18 protein-coding genes and 1 pseudogene are annotated in these 17,618 nt (G+C 68.0%); 5 read left to right on the top strand and 14 right to left on the bottom strand.

Annotated elements, in window-relative coordinates:
• The first annotated feature begins 97 nt into the window (after window positions 1-97).
• The gene (locus ACT86A_RS06260) at window positions 98-484 is read left to right on the top strand and encodes a DUF5997 family protein (protein WP_445091034.1); all 387 of its coding nucleotides are present in this window, start codon (window positions 98-100) and stop codon (window positions 482-484) included.
• Between the two features lie 28 nt (window positions 485-512).
• Here ACT86A_RS06260 and rlmN read toward each other — a convergent pair whose 3' ends face one another.
• A complete protein-coding gene (gene rlmN, locus ACT86A_RS06255; protein WP_445091033.1) occupies window positions 513-1,622 on the bottom strand; it encodes a dual-specificity RNA methyltransferase RlmN in 1,110 nt (369 codons plus the stop codon).
• 110 nt (window positions 1,623-1,732) lie between these two features.
• Here rlmN and ACT86A_RS06250 point away from each other — a divergent pair, with 110 nt between their 5' ends.
• The gene (locus ACT86A_RS06250; protein WP_445091032.1) at window positions 1,733-2,080 is read left to right on the top strand and encodes a LapA family protein; all 348 of its coding nucleotides are present in this window, start codon (window positions 1,733-1,735) and stop codon (window positions 2,078-2,080) included.
• Between the two features lie 4 nt (window positions 2,081-2,084).
• Here ACT86A_RS06250 and ACT86A_RS06245 read toward each other — a convergent pair whose 3' ends face one another.
• The 5 genes from ACT86A_RS06245 to rpsB form a co-directional block, all read right to left on the bottom strand.
• A complete protein-coding gene (locus ACT86A_RS06245) occupies window positions 2,085-2,957 on the bottom strand; it encodes a phosphatidate cytidylyltransferase (RefSeq protein WP_445091320.1) in 873 nt (290 codons plus the stop codon).
• Window positions 2,958-3,258: 301 nt separating this feature from the next.
• Complete coding sequence (gene frr, locus ACT86A_RS06240) at window positions 3,259-3,816, bottom strand: ribosome recycling factor (protein WP_445091031.1); 558 nt, start codon at window positions 3,814-3,816, stop codon at window positions 3,259-3,261.
• Window positions 3,817-3,865: 49 nt separating this feature from the next.
• Window positions 3,866-4,594 (bottom strand): UMP kinase, encoded by a 729-nt coding sequence (pyrH, locus tag ACT86A_RS06235; RefSeq protein WP_445091030.1) that lies wholly within the window; start codon window positions 4,592-4,594, stop codon window positions 3,866-3,868.
• Window positions 4,595-4,785: 191 nt separating this feature from the next.
• Complete coding sequence (gene tsf / locus ACT86A_RS06230; protein WP_445091029.1) at window positions 4,786-5,610, bottom strand: translation elongation factor Ts; 825 nt, start codon at window positions 5,608-5,610, stop codon at window positions 4,786-4,788.
• A gap of 173 nt (window positions 5,611-5,783) precedes the next feature.
• Window positions 5,784-6,602, bottom strand: a complete 819-nt coding sequence (rpsB, locus tag ACT86A_RS06225) for a 30S ribosomal protein S2 (protein WP_445091028.1) — start codon at window positions 6,600-6,602, stop codon at window positions 5,784-5,786.
• 774 nt (window positions 6,603-7,376) lie between these two features.
• Between rpsB and ACT86A_RS06220 the strand changes: the two are divergent.
• Both ACT86A_RS06220 and ACT86A_RS06215 read left to right on the top strand, forming a co-directional pair.
• Window positions 7,377-7,826, top strand: a pseudogene (locus tag ACT86A_RS06220) (M23 family metallopeptidase); the annotation flags it as partial.
• 258 nt (window positions 7,827-8,084) lie between these two features.
• The gene (locus tag ACT86A_RS06215; RefSeq protein ID WP_445091027.1) at window positions 8,085-8,603 is read left to right on the top strand and encodes a DUF1990 domain-containing protein; all 519 of its coding nucleotides are present in this window, start codon (window positions 8,085-8,087) and stop codon (window positions 8,601-8,603) included.
• A 125-nt stretch (window positions 8,604-8,728) separates the two neighbouring features.
• On the opposite strand, the gene ACT86A_RS06210 is transcribed toward ACT86A_RS06215, so the two are convergent.
• The 3 genes from ACT86A_RS06210 to ACT86A_RS06200 are packed head-to-tail and all read right to left on the bottom strand — an operon-like array spanning window position 8,729 to window position 11,353.
• On the bottom strand, window positions 8,729-10,630 hold the full coding sequence (locus ACT86A_RS06210) for an alkyl/aryl-sulfatase (RefSeq protein ID WP_445091026.1): 1,902 nt from the start codon (window positions 10,628-10,630) through the stop codon (window positions 8,729-8,731).
• Window positions 10,631-10,676: 46 nt separating this feature from the next.
• Window positions 10,677-10,976 carry a DUF202 domain-containing protein gene (locus ACT86A_RS06205; RefSeq protein WP_445091025.1) on the bottom strand — a complete coding sequence of 100 codons (300 nt, stop codon included), beginning with the start codon at window positions 10,974-10,976 and terminating at the stop codon, window positions 10,677-10,679.
• Window positions 10,973-11,353 carry a YidH family protein gene (locus ACT86A_RS06200; protein ID WP_445091319.1) on the bottom strand — a complete coding sequence of 127 codons (381 nt, stop codon included), beginning with the start codon at window positions 11,351-11,353 and terminating at the stop codon, window positions 10,973-10,975. Before ACT86A_RS06200 ends, ACT86A_RS06205 begins: the two co-directional genes overlap by 4 nt.
• A 425-nt stretch (window positions 11,354-11,778) precedes the next feature.
• Between ACT86A_RS06200 and ACT86A_RS06195 the strand changes: the two genes are divergently transcribed.
• Window positions 11,779-12,441: a chymotrypsin family serine protease gene (locus tag ACT86A_RS06195; protein ID WP_445091024.1), complete on the top strand. Its 663-nt coding sequence runs from the start codon at window positions 11,779-11,781 to the stop codon at window positions 12,439-12,441.
• A gap of 41 nt (window positions 12,442-12,482) precedes the next feature.
• Here ACT86A_RS06195 and ACT86A_RS06190 read toward each other — a convergent pair whose 3' ends face one another.
• The 5 genes from ACT86A_RS06190 to ACT86A_RS06170 form a co-directional block, all read right to left on the bottom strand.
• Entirely contained in the window at window positions 12,483-13,037 is a 555-nt protein-coding gene (locus tag ACT86A_RS06190; protein ID WP_445091318.1) for an FHA domain-containing protein, read from the bottom strand.
• 454 nt (window positions 13,038-13,491) lie between these two features.
• Window positions 13,492-14,415: a tyrosine recombinase XerC gene (locus tag ACT86A_RS06185; RefSeq protein ID WP_445091023.1), complete on the bottom strand. Its 924-nt coding sequence runs from the start codon at window positions 14,413-14,415 to the stop codon at window positions 13,492-13,494.
• A gap of 87 nt (window positions 14,416-14,502) precedes the next feature.
• Window positions 14,503-15,726 carry a DNA-processing protein DprA gene (gene dprA / locus ACT86A_RS06180; protein ID WP_445091022.1) on the bottom strand — a complete coding sequence of 408 codons (1,224 nt, stop codon included), beginning with the start codon at window positions 15,724-15,726 and terminating at the stop codon, window positions 14,503-14,505.
• Window positions 15,723-17,231, bottom strand: a complete 1,509-nt coding sequence (locus ACT86A_RS06175; protein ID WP_445091021.1) for a YifB family Mg chelatase-like AAA ATPase — start codon at window positions 17,229-17,231, stop codon at window positions 15,723-15,725. Before ACT86A_RS06175 ends, dprA begins: the two co-directional genes overlap by 4 nt.
• Window positions 17,232-17,588, bottom strand: a complete 357-nt coding sequence (locus ACT86A_RS06170) for a YraN family protein (protein ID WP_445091020.1) — start codon at window positions 17,586-17,588, stop codon at window positions 17,232-17,234. It abuts the gene before it with no gap.
• Between the last annotated feature and the right edge of the window lie 30 nt (window positions 17,589-17,618).

Here is a 17,618-nt window from a genome sequence, read left to right as displayed (position 1 = left end):
CTGGCCTCGGCTCGATCCGGCACGAGACCGCGCGCGGAATTCGGCTGCGGGCGCCCATTAGACTGTATCGGTGAGCCCGGATAAGAAACCGCAGACAATGAAGCCGCTGACGGCGGCGAACAAACTCGGCATCTATCTTCCGGCCGCGCCAGAGGAGTTCCGCAGCGCGCCGATCTCCCGCACACAGCTCGACGCATGGCAAAGCGACCCGCCCGAATGGCTCACCGAGCTGCGCCGCAACGGACCGTTCCCCCGTGATGTGGTGTCCCGCAAACTCGGCATCTCCAACGCCGGTCTGGCCCGCGCCCAGGTGCCCGACGCACTCACTGCCGAGGAGATCGGCGTCCTGCTTGCCGACCCCCCGGAGTGGTTGCTTCGCGAACGCGAGAGCTACGCCGCGGTCCGCGCGGAGAACGCGCGCCTCGAGGCGAAGAAAGCCGAACGCCGCGCCGCCACGAACCGTCCGGCGAAGAACCGCGGCTAGGGCACACGGCTCCCGACCGGAGAACGATTCAGTTCTCCGCGGCCAATTGCCCGCAGGCCGCGGCGATTTCCTGGCCGCGGGTGTCGCGGACCGTGCAGGGCACGCCCTGTGCGTTCACGCGCCGGACGAACTCCTGCTCGACCGGTTTGGGGCTGGCGTCCCATTTCGAGCCCGGGGTCGGGTTGAGCGGGATGACATTGACGTGCACGCGGGAGCCGAGAGCCTTGTGCAGCTTCGCGCCGAGCAGGTCCGCGCGCCACGGCTGGTCGTTGATGTCGCGGATGAGCGCGTACTCGACCGATACGCGGCGGCCCGTCGTATCGGCGTAGTAGCGGGCGGCATCGAGCACTTCGGCGACCGGCCAGCGATTGTTGACCGGAACAAGCGTGTCGCGAAGTTCGTCGTCGGGGGTGTGCAGCGAGACCGCCAGTGTGACCGACAATCCCTCGTCGGCCAGCTTGCGGATGGCGGGGGCCAGGCCCACCGTGGAGACCACGACGTTGCGCTGGGAGATGCCGAGACCGTCCGGCGCGGGTGAGGTGATCCGGCGAACCGCGGCGACCACACGCTTGTAGTTGGCCAGCGGCTCGCCCATACCCATGAAAACGATGTTGGACAACCGGCCCGGGCCGCCCGCCACTTCCCCGTCACGCAGCGCGGCGGCGGCGGCGCGTACCTGGTCGACGATCTCGGCGGTGGACAGGTTCCGATTCAGTCCGCCCTGGCCGGTGGCGCAGAACGGGCACGCCATGCCGCAACCCGCCTGGCTGGAAATACACAGGGTAGAGCGGTCGGGATAGCGCATCAGAACGCTCTCCAGGAGCGTGCCATCGCCCGCGCGCCACAACGTCTTCCGGGTTTCCCCGGCATCGCATGCCACGTGCTTGACCACGCTCAGCAGCGGCGGGAACAGCGCCTCGCCGATCTTCTCGCGCACAGCGGCCGGCAGATCGGTCATCCGCGCCGGATCCGCCTGCAATCGCGCGTAGTACTGCCGGGCGATCTGATCGGCGCGGAACTTCGGCAGGCCCAGCTCCTCGACAGCCGCGCGCCTACCGTCGGCATCGAGGTCGGCCAGGTGACGCGGCGGCATGCCGCGGCGCGGCGCATCGAAAACGAGGGGCAGAGAGACCGTCATAGTTGCTCCATTGTCCCATCTACGCGAACCACTGCGCCGTCGGCCCGACATGCCCGGTTCGATGCGATGAAATCCCTGCGCCCGTGATAGCGGTCGGCAATGATCGAATCATGTCCGCCCACTCTGACCACACGCCGGAGCCCGACCCGGACCTGGCGCACCCACGCACAGGCCGGCCGGACCGTGCGTCCGAGCGCCCGGCCGCCGCCGGGAAGTCGCTGTCCTCGCGGGCCGGCTACGCCTGGACGGGGTTGGTCGTCGGCGTCCTGATCCTGGTCGTGTTGCTGATCTTCATCCTGCAGAATCTCGATCAGGTGCAGGTGCACCTGTTCTTTTGGGACTTCTCGCTGCCGCTCGGTGTCACGGTGCTGCTGTCGGTGATCGGCGGCGCGCTGGTCATGGCATCGGTCGGCGGTGTACGCATTCTGCAGCTGCGCCGCCGGGCCAAACAACGCTGACCGCTCAGAGCAGGGTGGACAGCACCAACCAGGAAAAGAACGCCGAAGGCAGCATGGAGTCGAGGCGGTCCATGATGCCGCCGTGGCCAGGCAGCAGGGTACCCATGTCCTTGATGCCGAGATCGCGCTTGATCTGCGATTCGATGAGATCACCGCAGGTCGCCACCAGCACCAAGCCCACGCCGAGGACCACGCCGATCATCGAGTTCGCGTCCAGCAGCAACGTCACCGTCAGCAGACCACCGATCACGCTGAACACCAGCGAGCCGCCGAACCCTTCCCAGGACTTCTTCGGGCTGATCGAGGGCACCATCGGATGCTTGCCGAACAGCACGCCCGCCACGTAGCCGCCGACATCCGAGCAGACCACCAGGATCATGAACGTCAGCACTCGCAGGTTGCCGTCCGGCTCGAGCAGCAGCAGGGTCGCGAACGAGGCGAGCAGCGGGATCCAGGCCAGGGTGAAGACCGTGATGGCGGTGTCGCGCAAGAAGTTTCGCGGCGCGGTTCGCAGACCGTGGTCGAACAACCGCCACGCCATGCAGATCAGTGCGGTGGCGGCGAACGCACCCGTGACGCCGCCCGCGCCGTACGGCCAGCCGAGCCAGAACACCGCCTGTCCGCCGACGATCAGCGGCACCCGGGGAACGAGCACATCCGCTTCGCGCAGCCGCTTGGCAACCTCCCAGGTGGCCACGCCCACCGCGGCCGCCGCGACGCCGATGAATACCTTCGGCACGAACAGCAGGATCGCGATCAGGGATAAGCCGAGTCCGAAGCCGACGCTCAGCGCGGCCGGCAGATTGCGGCCCGCCCGCGAACCGTTCGGCGCCGGGTCGGGATGGGCGGCCACTGTATCGCCCGCGGACGTGACCAGAGGTTCGGACGTGCCGGCCTGGTGCGCGTGCTCTTGCCTGGCATCGGCTCTACCGTTCACCGGCGGCTCCTCGGCCGCACCGGTCGCGGCGGCGTTCTCGGCCACGATTGTCCCGTCGCTCACTCGTCGTTCCGTTCATCCCCCGCCCGGGCGGGCCCTCCGCTGTGCGCCACAGGCCACGATCGCGGCGCGGTTACGCAAGCCGCCCGCTCATGCCGCCGGTTTCCCTGGCGGCACCCTCCGGCCCTCGGCTTCGCGCGCCAACCGGACTCCGACCGGGTCCTCGTGCCGCCGCTCGGCGTCAGACCTCGAGCAGTTCGGCTTCCTTGTGCTTCACCAGTTCATCGATCTGTCCGACATACTTGGCGGTGGTCTTGTCGAGTTCCTTCTCGGCGCGCCCCACCTCGTCCTCCCCCGCCTCGCCGTCTTTCTGGATACGCGCCAGCTCGTCCATGGCCTTGCGGCGGACGTTGCGGATGGCGACCTTGGCGTCCTCCCCCTTGCCCTTGGCCTGTTTGGCCAATTCGCGGCGGCGCTCCTCGGTCAGCTGTGGCACCGAGATCCGGATGATGTCCCCGTTGTTGGTCGGGTTGACCCCGAGGTCCGAGTTGCGGATCGCGGTCTCGATCGGTCCGAGCTGACTCGCCTCGTACGGCTTGATCACGACCATGCGCGGCTCCGGCACCGTGATGCTGGACACCTGGGTGATCGGGGTCGGCGAACCGTAGTAGTCGATGACGACCCGGGAGAACATGCCCGGATTCGCCCGGCCCGTGCGAATGGTTCCGAGATCGTCCTTCGCCACCGAGACGGCCTTTTCCATCTTCTCCTCGGCGTCGAAGAGCGCTTCTTCAATCACGACCGTTTCCTCCACAGCGTCGTCATGTCATGATCCGCGGTCTGCGGTATCAGGACCTAACCAATGTCCCGATCTTCTCACCGGCGACCGCGCGGGCGATATTGCCCTTGGTCAACAAATTGAACACCAGAATGGGCATCTGGTTGTCCATGCACAGGCTGAAGGCCGTTGCGTCGGCGACCTTGAGGTCGCGCTCGATGACCTCCTTGTGGGTGATCTCGGAGTACATCGTCGCGGTCTCGTCGACGCGCGGGTCGGCAGTGAACACGCCGTCGACCGCTTTGGCCATCAGGACCACGTCCGCGCCGATCTCCAAGGCACGTTGCGCGGCGGTGGTGTCGGTGGAGAAATACGGCATGCCCATGCCCGCACCGAAGATGACCACGCGCCCCTTCTCCAGATGCCGCTTGGCGCGCAGCGGGAGATAGGGCTCGGCGACCTGCCCCATGGTGATCGCCGTCTGCACCCGGGTGTCCACCCCCTGCTGCTGCAGAAAGTCTTGCAGCGCAAGGCTGTTCATGACTGTGCCGAGCATGCCCATATAGTCGGAGCGGGCGCGCTCCATGCCACGCTCTTCCAGCTCGGCACCCCGAAAGAAGTTGCCGCCGCCGATCACCACGGCCACCTGGACTCCGGTGGCGACCACCTCGGCGATCTGCTCAGCGACCGTCTGCACGACATCCGGATCCAGCCCGACCTTGCCTCCGCCGAACATCTCGCCGCCCAGTTTGAGCAGCACCCGCCGATATCCTGGGCGATCGGTCCCCGGGTCCATCATGGGTCTGCAGTCTCCTTCGGCGATGGATTGTCGTTCTTGCGGCGATTCGGTGCTCACGGCAAGCGCCTGCGACGTAGAACAAGGCGGAGCGGCACCTATCCTGCCTTATTCGGTTCGAGCGGCAGCAGAAGGCCCCCCGTCAACCGGCGTTCACTCGGTTGTCGGGGGGCCTGCACGCTGGGGTGCGGCGACTAGTTCGCGCCGACCTCGAAGCGAGCGAAGCGCGTCACGGTGACACCCGCCTCGTCCAGCAGAGCCTTGACGGTCTTCTTGGAATCGGTGACCGACGACTGCTCCAGCAGGACGACGTCCTTGAAGAAGCCGTTCACGCGACCTTCGGTGATCTTCGGCAGCGCGGCCTCGGGCTTGCCCTCCTCGCGAGCGGTCTGCTCGGCGATGCGGCGCTCGTTCTCCACGATGTCGGCCGGAACCTCGTCGCGGGTCACGTACTTGGCCTTGAGCGCGGCGACCTGCATGGCCGCGGCGCGGGCGGCCTCGGCGGCGGCGTCGCCCTCACCGGTGTACTCGACCAGCACGCCGACGGCGGGCGGCAGGTCCGAAGCACGCTTGTGCAGGTAGGTGGCGACCGGGCCGTCCAGCGAGATCACCCGGCGCAGCTCCAGCTTCTCGCCGATCTTCGCGGCGAGCGCCTGCACGGCCTCGTCGACCGTCCGGCCGCCCAGGTCCAGGGCCTTCAGGGTCGCCAAGTCGGCGGGCTTTGCGGTCGCCGCCGCGGCGACGACCTGCTCGGCCAACTGCTGGAACTCCGCGTTCTTCGCAACGAAGTCGGTCTCGGAGTTGATCTCGACCATGACGCCGTCCTTGGCGACGACGAGGCCTTCGGCGGTGGTCCGCTCGGCACGCTTGCCGACGTCCTTGGCGCCCTTGATGCGCAGCAGCTCGACGGCCTTGTCGAAGTCACCGTCGGTCTCGGCCAGCGCGTTCTTACAGTCCATCATGCCGGAGCCGGTCAGCTCCCGGAGCCGCTTCACATCGGCAGCGGTGTAGTTCGCCATTCTCGGCGAGCCTCCTTTGGGAAGTGTGAGTTCTTGACAGCGGCGACCACGATGGCACTCGCTCGTGATCGCCGCCGAAACACTGTCTGAATTGCGGCCTTCGCAGGCCCCCTCCGCGGTCGCGCACGCTGCCGCTTCCGGGACCGTCGCTCACGCCACCGTGATTACGAGTCTCAGGCCTCGGCCGAGGTCTCGGCCGCGGTCTCGGCGGCATCGGGGGCGGCCTGCGCGAGCAGCTCCTGCTCCCACTCGGCCAGCGGCTCGCCGGCACCCGCTTCCGGCTTCTGGTCGCCCGCGGACAGACCGGCGCGTGCCTGCACGCCCTCGGCCACCGCGGAGGCGACGACCTTGGTCAGCAAGGCAGCGGAGCGGATCGCGTCGTCGTTACCCGGGATGGGGTAGTCGACCAGGTCGGGGTCGCAGTTGGTGTCCAGGATCGCGATGACCGGGATGTTCAGCTTGCGCGCCTCGCCGACGGCGATGTGCTCCTTGTTGGTGTCGACGACCCAGATGGCCGAGGGCACCTTCTGCATGTCGCGGATACCGCCGAGGGTGCGCTCCAGCTTGTTCATCTCACGCGTCAGCATGAGGATTTCCTTCTTGGTGCGACCCTCGAAGCCACCGGTCTGCTCCATCGCCTCGAGCTCCTTGAGGCGCTGCAGGCGCTTGTGCACGGTGGAGAAGTTGGTGAGCATGCCACCGAGCCAGCGCTGGTTGACGTACGGCATCCCGACCCGGGTCGCCTCGGCCGCGATCGATTCCTGGGCCTGCTTCTTGGTACCGACGAACAGGACGGTGCCACCGTGGGCGACGGTCTCCTTGACGAACTCGTAGGCCTTGTCGATGTAGGTCAGCGTCTGCTGCAGGTCGATGATGTAGATGCCGTTGCGGTCGGTGAAGATGAACCGCTTCATCTTCGGGTTCCAGCGCCGCGTCTGGTGCCCGAAGTGCGCGCCGCTGTCGAGCAGCTGCTTCATGGTTACGACAGCCATGGCTCTCGTATCTCTCTTTCGTTTGCCGGTTGACGCAGCGAATCGGCGATCCGCTGCCCTGGCGCCGCCAAATCGTCGGACCCGACCGCGAGGGTGGGACCAGCCGGCGATTCCCTGTCGGCGAATACGCTGCCGAGAACCCGAAAACTGGTTGAGCTCTCTCGGACAGCGCCGTCACGAACAGGCACGGGTGGCGCGCGAAGTCGGTCCGTGCGTGCACAGACCGCCCGCCAAGTTTACGGCCTGCGGGCCTCGAGATCTAAATCGGTCCGATCCAAAGGCTTCGACCAGGCGGAACACTGGATTTTCACAGCCGGTCAGGTTATCCACATTTTGCGCATCGAGCCGCCCCGGGAATCTGCGCCGCACCAGAGTAGGAGGCATGAAACCGATCTCCGCGTTGACGACCTTGCTCATCCCGCTGTTGTTCTTCCTCGGCGTCGTCTCGGCGCCGCCGGTCGCAGCCGATTCGTACCTCGCGGAACCCACGCTCGGGGTGTGCGCGGTATCGGTCTGCCTTTCGTCCGTTCCGGGCCTGCTGCGCCGCGCGCCGCTCCGGTTCCGGCAGTCCGATACCGGTGCCGAAGCCGACCAGCCTGGTACCGGCTCTCCGTCATCGCAGGTCTCCTCGCGTCATCCGGCCGAATCCTCATCCATAACCGGGGCAGCTTTCTCGGCAGTCCCGACTCGGCTGCGATGACTCTGTCGAACGGTATGCCGGTATGTCGGCGTCTCGCGCCGGTGCTGGGGCTCGGCATCCTCGCGGCCGTCTCGATGGAGCCGAGGGCGATGGCGGCACCCGACAATCGGTTCGGCTGGCCGCTACAACCGCGGCCCGCAGTGGTGCGACGCTTCGACAAACCCGCGCACAACTGGCTGCCCGGGCATCGTGGGGTCGATCTGGCTGGAGACGAGGGGCAGGCCGTGCTGGCCGCAGGAGACGGGATAGTCGTGTTCGCCGCAACCGTGGCCGATAAACCGGTCGTGTCGATCGATCATCCCGGCGGCCTTCGCACGACCTACGAGCCGGTCAGCGCCGACGTTCCGGTGGGCAGGCGAGTCGGGCGTGGCACCCGGATCGGCACGCTGCAGTCCGGTCACCTGGGCTGCGCGACCCCGTGCCTGCACTGGGGAGCGCGTGCTGAGGGCAGCGGGCGTCGCGGGCGCGAGTACCTGGACCCGCTCGGACTCCTCCATCTGACTCCCGTGCGTCTGAAGCCGGTCCTTCCGCGAGCGTCCGCGTCGTCCACGAATGGTCGACGACATTCTGGGCAGACTCTCCCCGGCGGCGCGCGAGCCGAGGTTGTTCGCGGAGGTGCAGGGTCAGGCTCCTTCGACGCTGTCAGGCGCGCGAGACGGCGTCGGTCCCCACCGCCCCTTTCATCCGGCATTCGGGCGGTGAACGCACCCCGATAGCCCCCACAGCGACGCTGGAGGGCGATCCGTCTGGCGGGCGGCACCGTGAGAGGTGAAGATCGACGTATGGAGAATGCGCTCAACGGGCCACCGTTCACCTATCGCGAGGTGGGTGCGACCAGGGGTGTGCTGCCAGGCGGGTATCACGGGTTTCGGCGGCGGCGTCCGATCGGCCGGGGTCGCGCGTTGTTCGAGCACGCGGGGACCGAGATCCTGGCCTATCGGATGCAGAAGGGCACCGGGATCTTCCAGTTCGCCGAGACGCCGACGGCGGAGCCCGGTACCGCGATCACCGTGCGGCTGGGGGTCGGTCCGGTCGGGATCGCCGCGCCGTGCCGCGTGGTGTACGTGCTGGACGAACCCGACCGGCAAGGTTTCGCCTATGGGACGTTGCCGGGGCATCCGGAGTCCGGCGAGGAGCTGTTCGCGGTCGAATACGACTCCGACAGCGAAACCGTGCACGGCTTGATCATCGCGTTCTCCCGTCCGGCCGTCTGGTACACGCGACTCGGTGGACCGGTGGTGCGGCTCCTCCAGCGCTTCGTCGCGGGCAGATACATCGCGGCGTTGCCGACATCCGTCTGAACGCGGACCGCCGCGGGATCGGGTTACGCGGCACGACGCTCCTGCCGCCGGTGGAGGTCGGCGTACCACCGCGCTCGCGGCAGCGGGCGTGGGCTTGGTACCGCACCGCCCAAGAGCCAGGACTACTACGGCGTGACGATGGCGAAATCGGGGTCCGGGGCGTCGAAGATGTCGACCAGTTCGGCGAGCTTGGTGACGTCTCCCTCGATGACGATGTCGCCGGCGGCCGCCGCCACGCCGAAGTCCTCACCCGCCAGCAGCACTCGGATGAGTGTGGCCCTGGCCAGCGTGAACGTGGCGTCGGGCGCCGGAAGGGTCATGCCGGGGGTGCGGTCGAAATGGGTCAGGCATCCGTTGCGCAGTTCGAGCCGATGGGTCCGGTCCTCGTCGGTGAGGATCCAGTCCGTCACCAGCCGATGGTCCCACGCCTTGGGACCATCGACGCGCAGCGCCAAGGCGTCGAAGATCTGCTCGACCGACAGCGCCGCGGCCACAGTCGGCGATTCGGCCTTGGTCGGCGTGCCGAACGAACCGTAGCGCAGCTCGTAGGCTCCGCTGAGATAGAAGTTGCGCCAGGTCGCGTTCTCCGCGCCATACCCGAGTTGTTCGAAGGTGCTGGCCTGCAATTCCTTCGCGGCCTCGTTATCCGGCTCGGCGAAGATGACATAGTTGAGCACCTGCGCCACCCACCGGAAGTCCCCCTCGTAGTAGGAGAGCTGCGCCTTGCGCAGCACTTCGTCCGCGCCGCCCATGAATTCGACGTGTCGCCGCGCGGATTCGACCGGCGGATACTCCCAGAGGTGGGCCGGGTTGCCATCGAACCAACCCATGTAGCGCTGATAGATGGCCTTGACGTTGTGACTGACCGATCCGTAGTACCCACGCGTGTGCCACGCTTGTTCGACGGCCGGTGGGAGCGTCAGCATTTCGGCGATCTCCGTGCCGACGTACCCCTGGTTCAGCAGCCGCACGGTTTGGTCGTGCAGGTACCCGTACAGATCACGCTGCAGCGCGAGAAACTCGACCAGGCGCGCGGTGCCCCAGGTCGGCCAGTGGTGCGACGCGAAGACCACATCGGACTCGCGGGCGAAGAGGTTGATCGCCTCGGTCAGATACTTCGCCCAGACGTGCGCGTCGCGCACCAGCGCGCCGCGCAGCGTGAGCACGTTGTGCATGGTGTGCGTCGCGTTCTCGGCCATACACAAGGCGTGACGGTCGGGGAAGTAGACGTTCATCTCGGCGGGCGCTTCGGTGCCGGGTGTGAGCTGGAAGACCATCCGTATCCCGTCGACCGTCTCCTCCTGTCCGGTCCTGGTGATGTCGACCGTCGGGGTGATCAGCGTGACGGTGCCGACCGAGGTGGTCTGGCCGAGGCCCGAGCCCACCGCGCCGAGCGGGCCGCGCGGCAGCACCGCGCCGTACATGTACCCCGCACGCCGCGCCATCGCGGTGCCCGCGTAAATGTTTTCGGCCACCGCGTGTTCCAGGAAACCGGCAGGCGCCAGCACCGGACATCGGCCGGCCGCGACATCGTCAGCGGTCGTGACCCCCCACGCGCCGCCGAAATGGTCGACGTGTGAATGGGTGTAGATCAGGCCGGTCACCGGGCGGTCGCCGCGCTGTGCGCGGTAGAGCGCGAGACCCGCTGCCGCCGTCTCCACCGAGATCAGCGGATCGATCACCAGGACACCGGTGCTGCCTTCGACCAGTGTCATATTGGAGATGTCCAGCCCGCGGATCTGGTAGATGCCCTCCGTGACCTCGAACAGGCCCTGCTGCACGACCATCCCGGACTGTCGCCACAGGCCGGGATGGACCGACGCCGGGCAGGGTTCCTGGAGAAACGCGTAGGAGTCGTTGTCCCAGACGACGGTTCCGTCTTCCGAGGTGACCACGCCCGGATCCAGCGCAGCGACGAAACCGCGTTCCGCATCGGCCAGTTCGGCGGTGTCGGCTGATGGCAGCGCGCAGGCCGCACGCCGATGGTCCGCGACGATGAAGCCGGTCGGCTCACTCGCTGTGCTCATTGTCGTCCTCCTCACGGGTCGTCCAACCATGCTGTGTCCCTGCCCTTCACGGATGTGGATCGAGGAAACCGACCGCCGCGACCGCGACGACGACAGCCGCTGCCGACGCGGCGACGAAGCGGTGTCCGTGTGCGTACCGGCCTTGGCGCAAGGTGCGATTGCGCAGGTAGCAGGCCCCAGCCAGCACGAGCATCGCGAACGCGGCACTGATGGGCGCGATTGCGGCGGGCCGCCATCCGCCGGCGAGGGCGTAGTGCAAAAACAGCGTGCCGACCGCCATCGCCGCCACCGCGGTGCGCCGCCACGCCAGTGCGGTCCGTTCCGCGGCCAGAGGTGGCGCGGTCATCGCAGCAGAACCGCCAGGCCGGCCAGCACGGACACGATCGCGATACCCGCCGACAGGATCGGCACCAGCACTGTGTCCGGCAAAGGTCCACCCCGCCGCATGGCCAGGCCGACGCGCCGCCAGTGCACGTACGCGCCGACCGCGACCACCGTTGCCAGAACCAGACAGCTCAACGCGATCGCGCGCCGGAACCCGCCGATCCGGAACGACTGCACCAGCGTGTGCACCGCGACACCACCGGCAACCAAACCCAGCGAGGTCCGCATCCAGGCCAAGAAGGTGCGTTCGTTCGCGAGCGTGAAGCGATAGTCGAGTTCCTCTTCACCCACTTCCGACTTACCCGCTTTCGACGGGGCGGGCGAATCGGGATTCGGCACCGTCACGCCGCCTCCGCTCGGGTCCGGGCAGGCTGGGCATCGACGCGCACGCGGCTTCCGGAACCCGGCCGCTGGTGACCACGGCCTTCCAGCCACCGGCGCGCGCCGCACTCGATTTGCCGCACTACCTCGCGCGACCAGCCCGGACCGACAACACTGCGCTGCTCGGCGGCCATCACGGGCATCACTCCATCGCAAGTAGCGTGGGCAAACGATCCGCTTCGTCAGCGTAATCGGAGCTCCAGAGGCCGTCCATGCTCCGAGCCCGCCCGTGACCCGCTGGTTATGTTCGAGGCGCGCCCGATCGCGACAGCGCCCTCGAACGTCAGAGCCGGCCACGGGACGACATGTGCATATCTATTCGTGAAACGCACGAACATATATCCCTGAAGCACGGACGCGTGCGCTTCAATAATCGAATGGCCATGTTAAGGAAACTCGCGGCCGCCGCCGCGGCGCTCGCCGCAGGCGCGACGCTGTTCGGGGCGCAATCAGGGGCCGCGCACGCCGAGACCGGGCCCGTGCTGGGCGGTGGCTCCGGCATCATCGTCGGCAATCAGAACATCTGCACCCTCACCACGATCGGGCGCGACTCCGGCGGTCGGCTGGTCGGATTCACCGCGGGGCACTGTGGCGACCCCGGCGCGACGGTCGTCGCCGATGCCAACCGCGACGGTGGCGTGGTCGGCACCTTCGCCTACACCAACAGCGATCTCGACTACGCCGTGATCGTGTTCGACCAGGGCAAGGTCGCGCCGGTGAACACTGTGGGTGGCACGACCATCACCGGCGTCGGCGGACCCCCGCGATTCCCGGACATCGTCTGCAAAGAAGGTCGGACCACTGGCCGGACCTGCGGGTTGGCCTATGGCGACGCGTTCACGGACGGCACTGCGACCTGGACCCAAACATGTGTCGCGGAGGGCGATTCCGGCGGGCCGGTCGTAGTCGGGACAACGCTGGTCGGCATGGTCAACGGCTACTTGGGCGTGCCGTGTCTCGGTCCGGAGATCGGCGTGAACATCACCGACATCCTGAACGATGTGAACGCGCGCGGCGACGCTGGAGCGGGTTTCCGCCCGATCTAGCCGGGCCGGAGGTGCCGCCCGAGATCGTCCAGCCGGAGCACCTACTGCTCGTGATCTGCTATCACGCCGCTTTCGATTGCGCGTTCGACCAAGAAGGCGCGCTTCTGATTCGGCGGCAGGGCCGGGACGCGAAATTTTTGGAACAGTGCGCGCAGGTGCGTCTTGACCGTCGAGACGGTCAGGCACAGATCGCTCGCGATCTGGCGGTTCGACGCAGGATACGAATACAAATTCCGCGCGCCGCATGGGCGGCAGAGTGCCTCGAGAACCTGGATTTGGGCGTCGGTCAGCGAATTCCGGATCAGCAGCGGAGAAAGGGCGATGGTCATTTCCTCCTCGGCGGATGTGCCATCTCGGAAAATGAGCAGCGATCGGCCCAAGCGAATTCTGTCGCCGGAGCTGAGTTTCCGGCGCCCGCCGACACGCTCGCCATTGACGAAAGTCCCGTTTTTCGACAGCCCGTCGTCGATGATGACCCAGCAGCCGCAAACTCGCTCGATGATGGCGTGCAGACGGGAAACGGTCGCGTCGGCGGGCACCGTGATATCTGCCGCGCTCGCCCGCCCGATTGTCACGGTGGGCGCGTCACCATTCAGGGGAATCTCGCGCCACGTTCCGCGGCCGGTGGGCTGGGACAGCGTCGACTCCGCGCCCGACAGCAGTCGCGCGGGCTGACCTGCCAGTGAGTACAGTCCGCGATGCAGGGCCGGTGGTCCGCTTGACATCGACATCGCCTGTTTCCCGCTCGGAGCACGTCGTGGATTGCGGGCACTGATTCGCGCCTCCAGGGTGCGCCCTCTCCGCGCCGATCACAGCGGAATTCAATGAGTTTTGTGCATAGACGAGGATAAACGAATACTTCGGCTCCGCAGGTATGCACCGAACCAGACTGCTGGTCGGAAATTACCGCAAGAGGAGGCAGGCCGGCGGCAGGCAGTACGAAACCGCTGCCGATGCGCACGACTACGCTGTGACGCTCCGGCAAGGACACGACGTCAGCCCGCACCCCAGTCGCACCATCGGCTATGGCCGCACCCTCGCGATGCCTGCTCAGGCACGCGGGTGGGCTTGGTCGTGTGCCTTCCGCAGTCGTTCGATGGAGACGTGGGTGTAGAGCTGTGTGGTGGCCATGCTGGCGTGGCCGAGCAGTTCCTGGACCACACGCAGGTCGGCACCGCCCTCGAGGAGGTGAGTCGCGGCCGTATGCCGCAGGCCGTGCGGGCCCACATCGGGGGCGCCGGGAATAGCCGAAACCACCTCGTGCACAACAGTTCTGGCCTGGCGCTGATCCAGACGCTTGCCACGACGGCCGAGCAGCAGTGCGCGGCCCGACTCGGCGGTCGCGAAGGCTGAGCGTCCATAACGCAGCCAATCGCCGACAGCCTCGTCGGCGGGCCCGCCGAACGGCGCGGATCGCTCCTTGTTGCCCTTGCCGAGCACGCGGACCACGCGGCGCTCCCGATCGACATCCTCGATATCCAAACCGCACAGCTCGCTCACCCGGATACCGGTGGCGTACAGCAATTCCACGATAGCCCGATCTCGCAGCGCCATCGGATCGTGCTGGGCGGCACCGGAGCGCGCCGCGTCCATGGCACTGATCGCCTGCCGCGGTCCGAGCACGGCCGGGAGCACCCGATGCGCCTTCGATGCGGCCAACCGCAGCCCCGGGTCGACGGGCAGCCGCCCGATCCGAGTGAGCCACGCGGTGAAGGTACGCGCCGAGGACGCCCGCCGCGCCAGCGTGGTTCGCGCGGCGCCCGCCGTCGCCTGCCGCGCCAGCCAGGACCGCAACAGCAACAGGTCCAGTTCGCGCAGCGCCGAATCGGCCGATCGCAGATACAGATGCTCCAGCAGCGACCGGGCATCCCCCAGATACGCCCGCACCGTGTGCTCCGAGCGATTCCGTCCGAGCCGCAGGTGCCTGCCGTACTCCACCAGCAACGCTTCCAGATCCTCGGGCAATTCCTGCATTCCTCCACGGTCGCTACCACTTCCCGGGTTGGCAAGTCACCGCGCCGAATCGTGACGGACGGGCGGCAGTTGCGGGGGTGAGCGCGCTCAGGTGCGCCGAACCGTTCGGTGCCAGCCGCTCTCGTCGGCGGCCACCAGACCCGCCAATTCGAGGGCCGGGAGCGTCGCGCGGACCGTGGCGAGCGACAGGCCGCACTGCTGGGAGAGCTCGATCGGCAACCGGGAGCCAATCCTCGGCAGCGCCGCGAAGACCGAGGCTTCGTCCCCGGTCAGGCGATCTTCGGGATCGCCGGACGCTCCCCCGGCCCCCGGAAGCGACAGCCGGAGCGGACCGGCGTCGTCGACGACTTCCTCGGCGCGAGTCACCAGGAGTGCTTCGCCGTCCCGGATCATCCGGTGACAACCTACCGAAGCCGCCGAGGTCACCGGGCCCGGGACGGCCAGAGCGGGGCGGCCGAGGCGGCGTGCCCACTTGACGGTGTTGCGGGCACCGCTGCGCAGCCCCGCCTCCACCACCAGTACACCGTCGGCTAGGGCGGCGATCAGGCGATTGCGGGCGAGGAATTGGTGCTTGTGTGCGGTGACACCGGGCGGGTATTCGCTGACCACCAGTCCGGATTCGGCGATATCGGCCAGCAGGCGCTCATGCTGGGCCGGGTACGGCCGGTCGATGCCGCAGGCCAGCACGGCGATCGTCGAGCCAGCCACCGCCAGCGCCGCGCGATGCGCCACGCTGTCGATCCCGAACGCCGCGCCGGACACGATCGTCCATCCTTGCGCGGCGAGATCGCCGGCGATCTCGCCCGTCACCTGGCTGCCGTACCCGGTGCTGCACCGCGCGCCGACCACCGCCACCGCGCGTTCGCTGGAATCGAGCAGCGAACGGGGACCGCGCACCCACAGGACGAGTGGCACGGCCCCGTCGCGGTCCCGGCCTGGTTCGAGCTGTGCGAGACCGAGCATCCGCCAGGCCGGCCATTCCGGGTCGTCCGGCGTCACCACGCGTCCACCGATTCGGTCGATGACCTCGAGATCCCGCGCTGCGATGTCGATATCTCGCCGCTGCGCCGTCGGTCCACGCAGCGGCTCGGGCAGCGCGCACTCCCGCACGGCACGCGCCGCCTCCACCACACCGACGGAGTCGATCAGTGCCGACAGCGGCGCACACGGCCCCTGCACCACTCGTGATAGGTACACCCAGGCCAAACGCCGACCATCAGAATCGCCATCGGCCGGATGAGGGAAGTTCGCCGACACTCCACTCGCCTGGGCAGGATTTCGCTCACCGTCCTCCCGCGGCGCGGTGCTCATTGCGTGCCTCGCTGACGGAAATTCAGCGCCGCCAGCACATCCTGCGCCGACGGCACTTCCGCGCCGCGCAGGTCGCATATGGTCCACGCGACCCGGATCGCTCGGTCTGCCCCGCGCGCGGACATGCGACCGACACGCAGGGCAGCTTCGACGGGAGCAAGGGATTCCCGAGGCAGGCGGAACCTTTGGCGTAAGGCGTGACCGGGAACTTCCGCGTTGGTCAGCCACCCGTCTTCGCACCAGCGCTCGGCCGCCGCGCGGCGGGCGACAGCGACCCGACCGCGGACCACTTCGCTGCTCTCGGCGGCATCGGTACTGAACGCGGCGCCGGACTGGCCGTGCATTCGCACCCAGATGTCGATCCGGTCCATCAGTGGCCCGGACAATTTTCCCAGATAACGGCGGCGCGCGAGCGGCGCGCAGATGCAGTCGACATCGCGTGCCGGCGCGCACGGGCACGGGTTCGCCGCCAGCACCAGCTGGAATCGGGCCGGATACCGTGCCACGCCGTCGCGGCGGGCGATCCGCACTTCTCCTTCCTCCAGCGGCGTTCGCATCGCCTCGAGCACCTTCGTGCCGAGCTCAGCGCACTCGTCGAGAAACAGCACGCCGCGGTGCGCCCGGCTCACCGCACCGGGCCGCGCGATCCCCGAGCCGCCACCGATCATCGCGGTCACCGAGGTCGAGTGGTGCGGGGCGACGAAAGGTGGCGCGGTAACCAGCGGGTGGTCGCCGGCCAGCGTGCCCGCCATCGAATGGATCGCGGTGACCTCCAGCGCCTCGGTCTCCGTGAGCGGCGGTAGCAGCCCCGGAAGACGTTGCGCCAGCATGGTTTTGCCGATACCCGGCGGTCCGGTGAGCAGCAAGTGATGCCCGCCCGCCGCGGCCACCTCCAGCGCCCAGCGCGCTTCGTCCTGCCCGACCACCTCACTGAGATCCCCACCCTGGCGCACCGTATCGGGCAGATCGCCATCCGGCTCGGCGAGCGTGCCCTCGCCGCGCAGCCACGCCACCACCCCGCGCAGACTGCTCGCCCCGAAGACCTGGATGCCCTCCACCAGCCCCGCCTCGGCCATGGTGACTGCCGGCACCACGATGGTCGACCAACCCGCTCGGCGCGCCGCGAGCACGGCGGGCAGGACACCGCGCACCCGCCGCACCCGCCCGTCCAACGCGAGTTCGCCGAGCAGCACCGTCTTCGCGAGGTGCTCGGAGGGGACCGCGCCGGACGCGTCCAGCACCGCGACGGCCAGGGCGAGGTCGTAGACGCTTCCGAGCTTGGGCAGCGTCGCGGGAGACAGCGCCAGGACCACCCGGCCGTCCGGCCATTTCTCCCCCGAGTTCGCTACCGCGGACCGCACCCGGTCGCGGGATTCCTGCAGCGCGGTGTCGGGCAAGCCGACCAGGTGGACCGACGGCAAGCCCTGGCCGATATCGGCCTCGATCTCGACGAGCAGACCGTCCACACCGGTGACCGCCACGGAATGCGCCCGGCCGAGCGCCATTCAGAACACCGCCTCGAGATGATCGATCACCGGTGCTCGCCCCCGCGCCACCAGCACAGAGACGACATCGAATCGAATGCGCCGCCACGGCCCGTCCTGCTCGGCCAGCCACAACAGCGCCAAGCGGCGGATCCGCTGTTGTTTGACGAGCGTGACCGACTCGGCCGGGCTGCCGTAGCCCAGCCCCGACCGCGTTTTGACCTCCACGAACGCGGTCACGTCTCGGTCCTGGGCGATCAGATCCAGCTCGCCGTACCGGCACCGCCAATTACGGGCGATAATCGCCATCCCCGCGGCGCGCAGGAACGCCGCCGCCAATTCCTCCCCGTGCGCGCCGAGCGCCTGTCTATCAGTCACCCGCCCAGCGTGCGCCGCGACCGAATCGGG

Source organism: Nocardia glycosmidis (genome assembly GCF_052545115.1).
Note: the sequence above shows the minus strand (reverse complement) of the source record. Positions and strands in the feature narration are given on the sequence as shown.

Excerpts from the sequence above, each read along its gene's own strand:
- ACT86A_RS06260 (WP_445091034.1), top strand. The coding sequence starts at position 98 with ATGAAGCCGCTGACGGCGGCGAACAAACTCGGCATCTATCTTCCGGCC.
- rlmN (WP_445091033.1), bottom strand. The coding sequence starts at position 1,622 with ATGACGGTCTCTCTGCCCCTCGTTTTCGATGCGCCGCGCCGCGGCATG.
- ACT86A_RS06250 (WP_445091032.1), top strand. The coding sequence starts at position 1,733 with ATGTCCGCCCACTCTGACCACACGCCGGAGCCCGACCCGGACCTGGCG.
- pyrH (WP_445091030.1), bottom strand. The coding sequence starts at position 4,594 with ATGATGGACCCGGGGACCGATCGCCCAGGATATCGGCGGGTGCTGCTC.
- tsf (WP_445091029.1), bottom strand. The coding sequence starts at position 5,610 with ATGGCGAACTACACCGCTGCCGATGTGAAGCGGCTCCGGGAGCTGACC.
- rpsB (WP_445091028.1), bottom strand. The coding sequence starts at position 6,602 with ATGGCTGTCGTAACCATGAAGCAGCTGCTCGACAGCGGCGCGCACTTC.
- ACT86A_RS06215 (WP_445091027.1), top strand. The coding sequence starts at position 8,085 with ATGGAGAATGCGCTCAACGGGCCACCGTTCACCTATCGCGAGGTGGGT.
- ACT86A_RS06210 (WP_445091026.1), bottom strand. The coding sequence starts at position 10,630 with ATGAGCACAGCGAGTGAGCCGACCGGCTTCATCGTCGCGGACCATCGG.
- ACT86A_RS06205 (WP_445091025.1), bottom strand. The coding sequence starts at position 10,976 with ATGACCGCGCCACCTCTGGCCGCGGAACGGACCGCACTGGCGTGGCGG.
- ACT86A_RS06195 (WP_445091024.1), top strand. The coding sequence starts at position 11,779 with ATGTTAAGGAAACTCGCGGCCGCCGCCGCGGCGCTCGCCGCAGGCGCG.
- ACT86A_RS06185 (WP_445091023.1), bottom strand. The coding sequence starts at position 14,415 with ATGCAGGAATTGCCCGAGGATCTGGAAGCGTTGCTGGTGGAGTACGGC.
- dprA (WP_445091022.1), bottom strand. The coding sequence starts at position 15,726 with ATGAGCACCGCGCCGCGGGAGGACGGTGAGCGAAATCCTGCCCAGGCG.
- ACT86A_RS06175 (WP_445091021.1), bottom strand. The coding sequence starts at position 17,231 with ATGGCGCTCGGCCGGGCGCATTCCGTGGCGGTCACCGGTGTGGACGGT.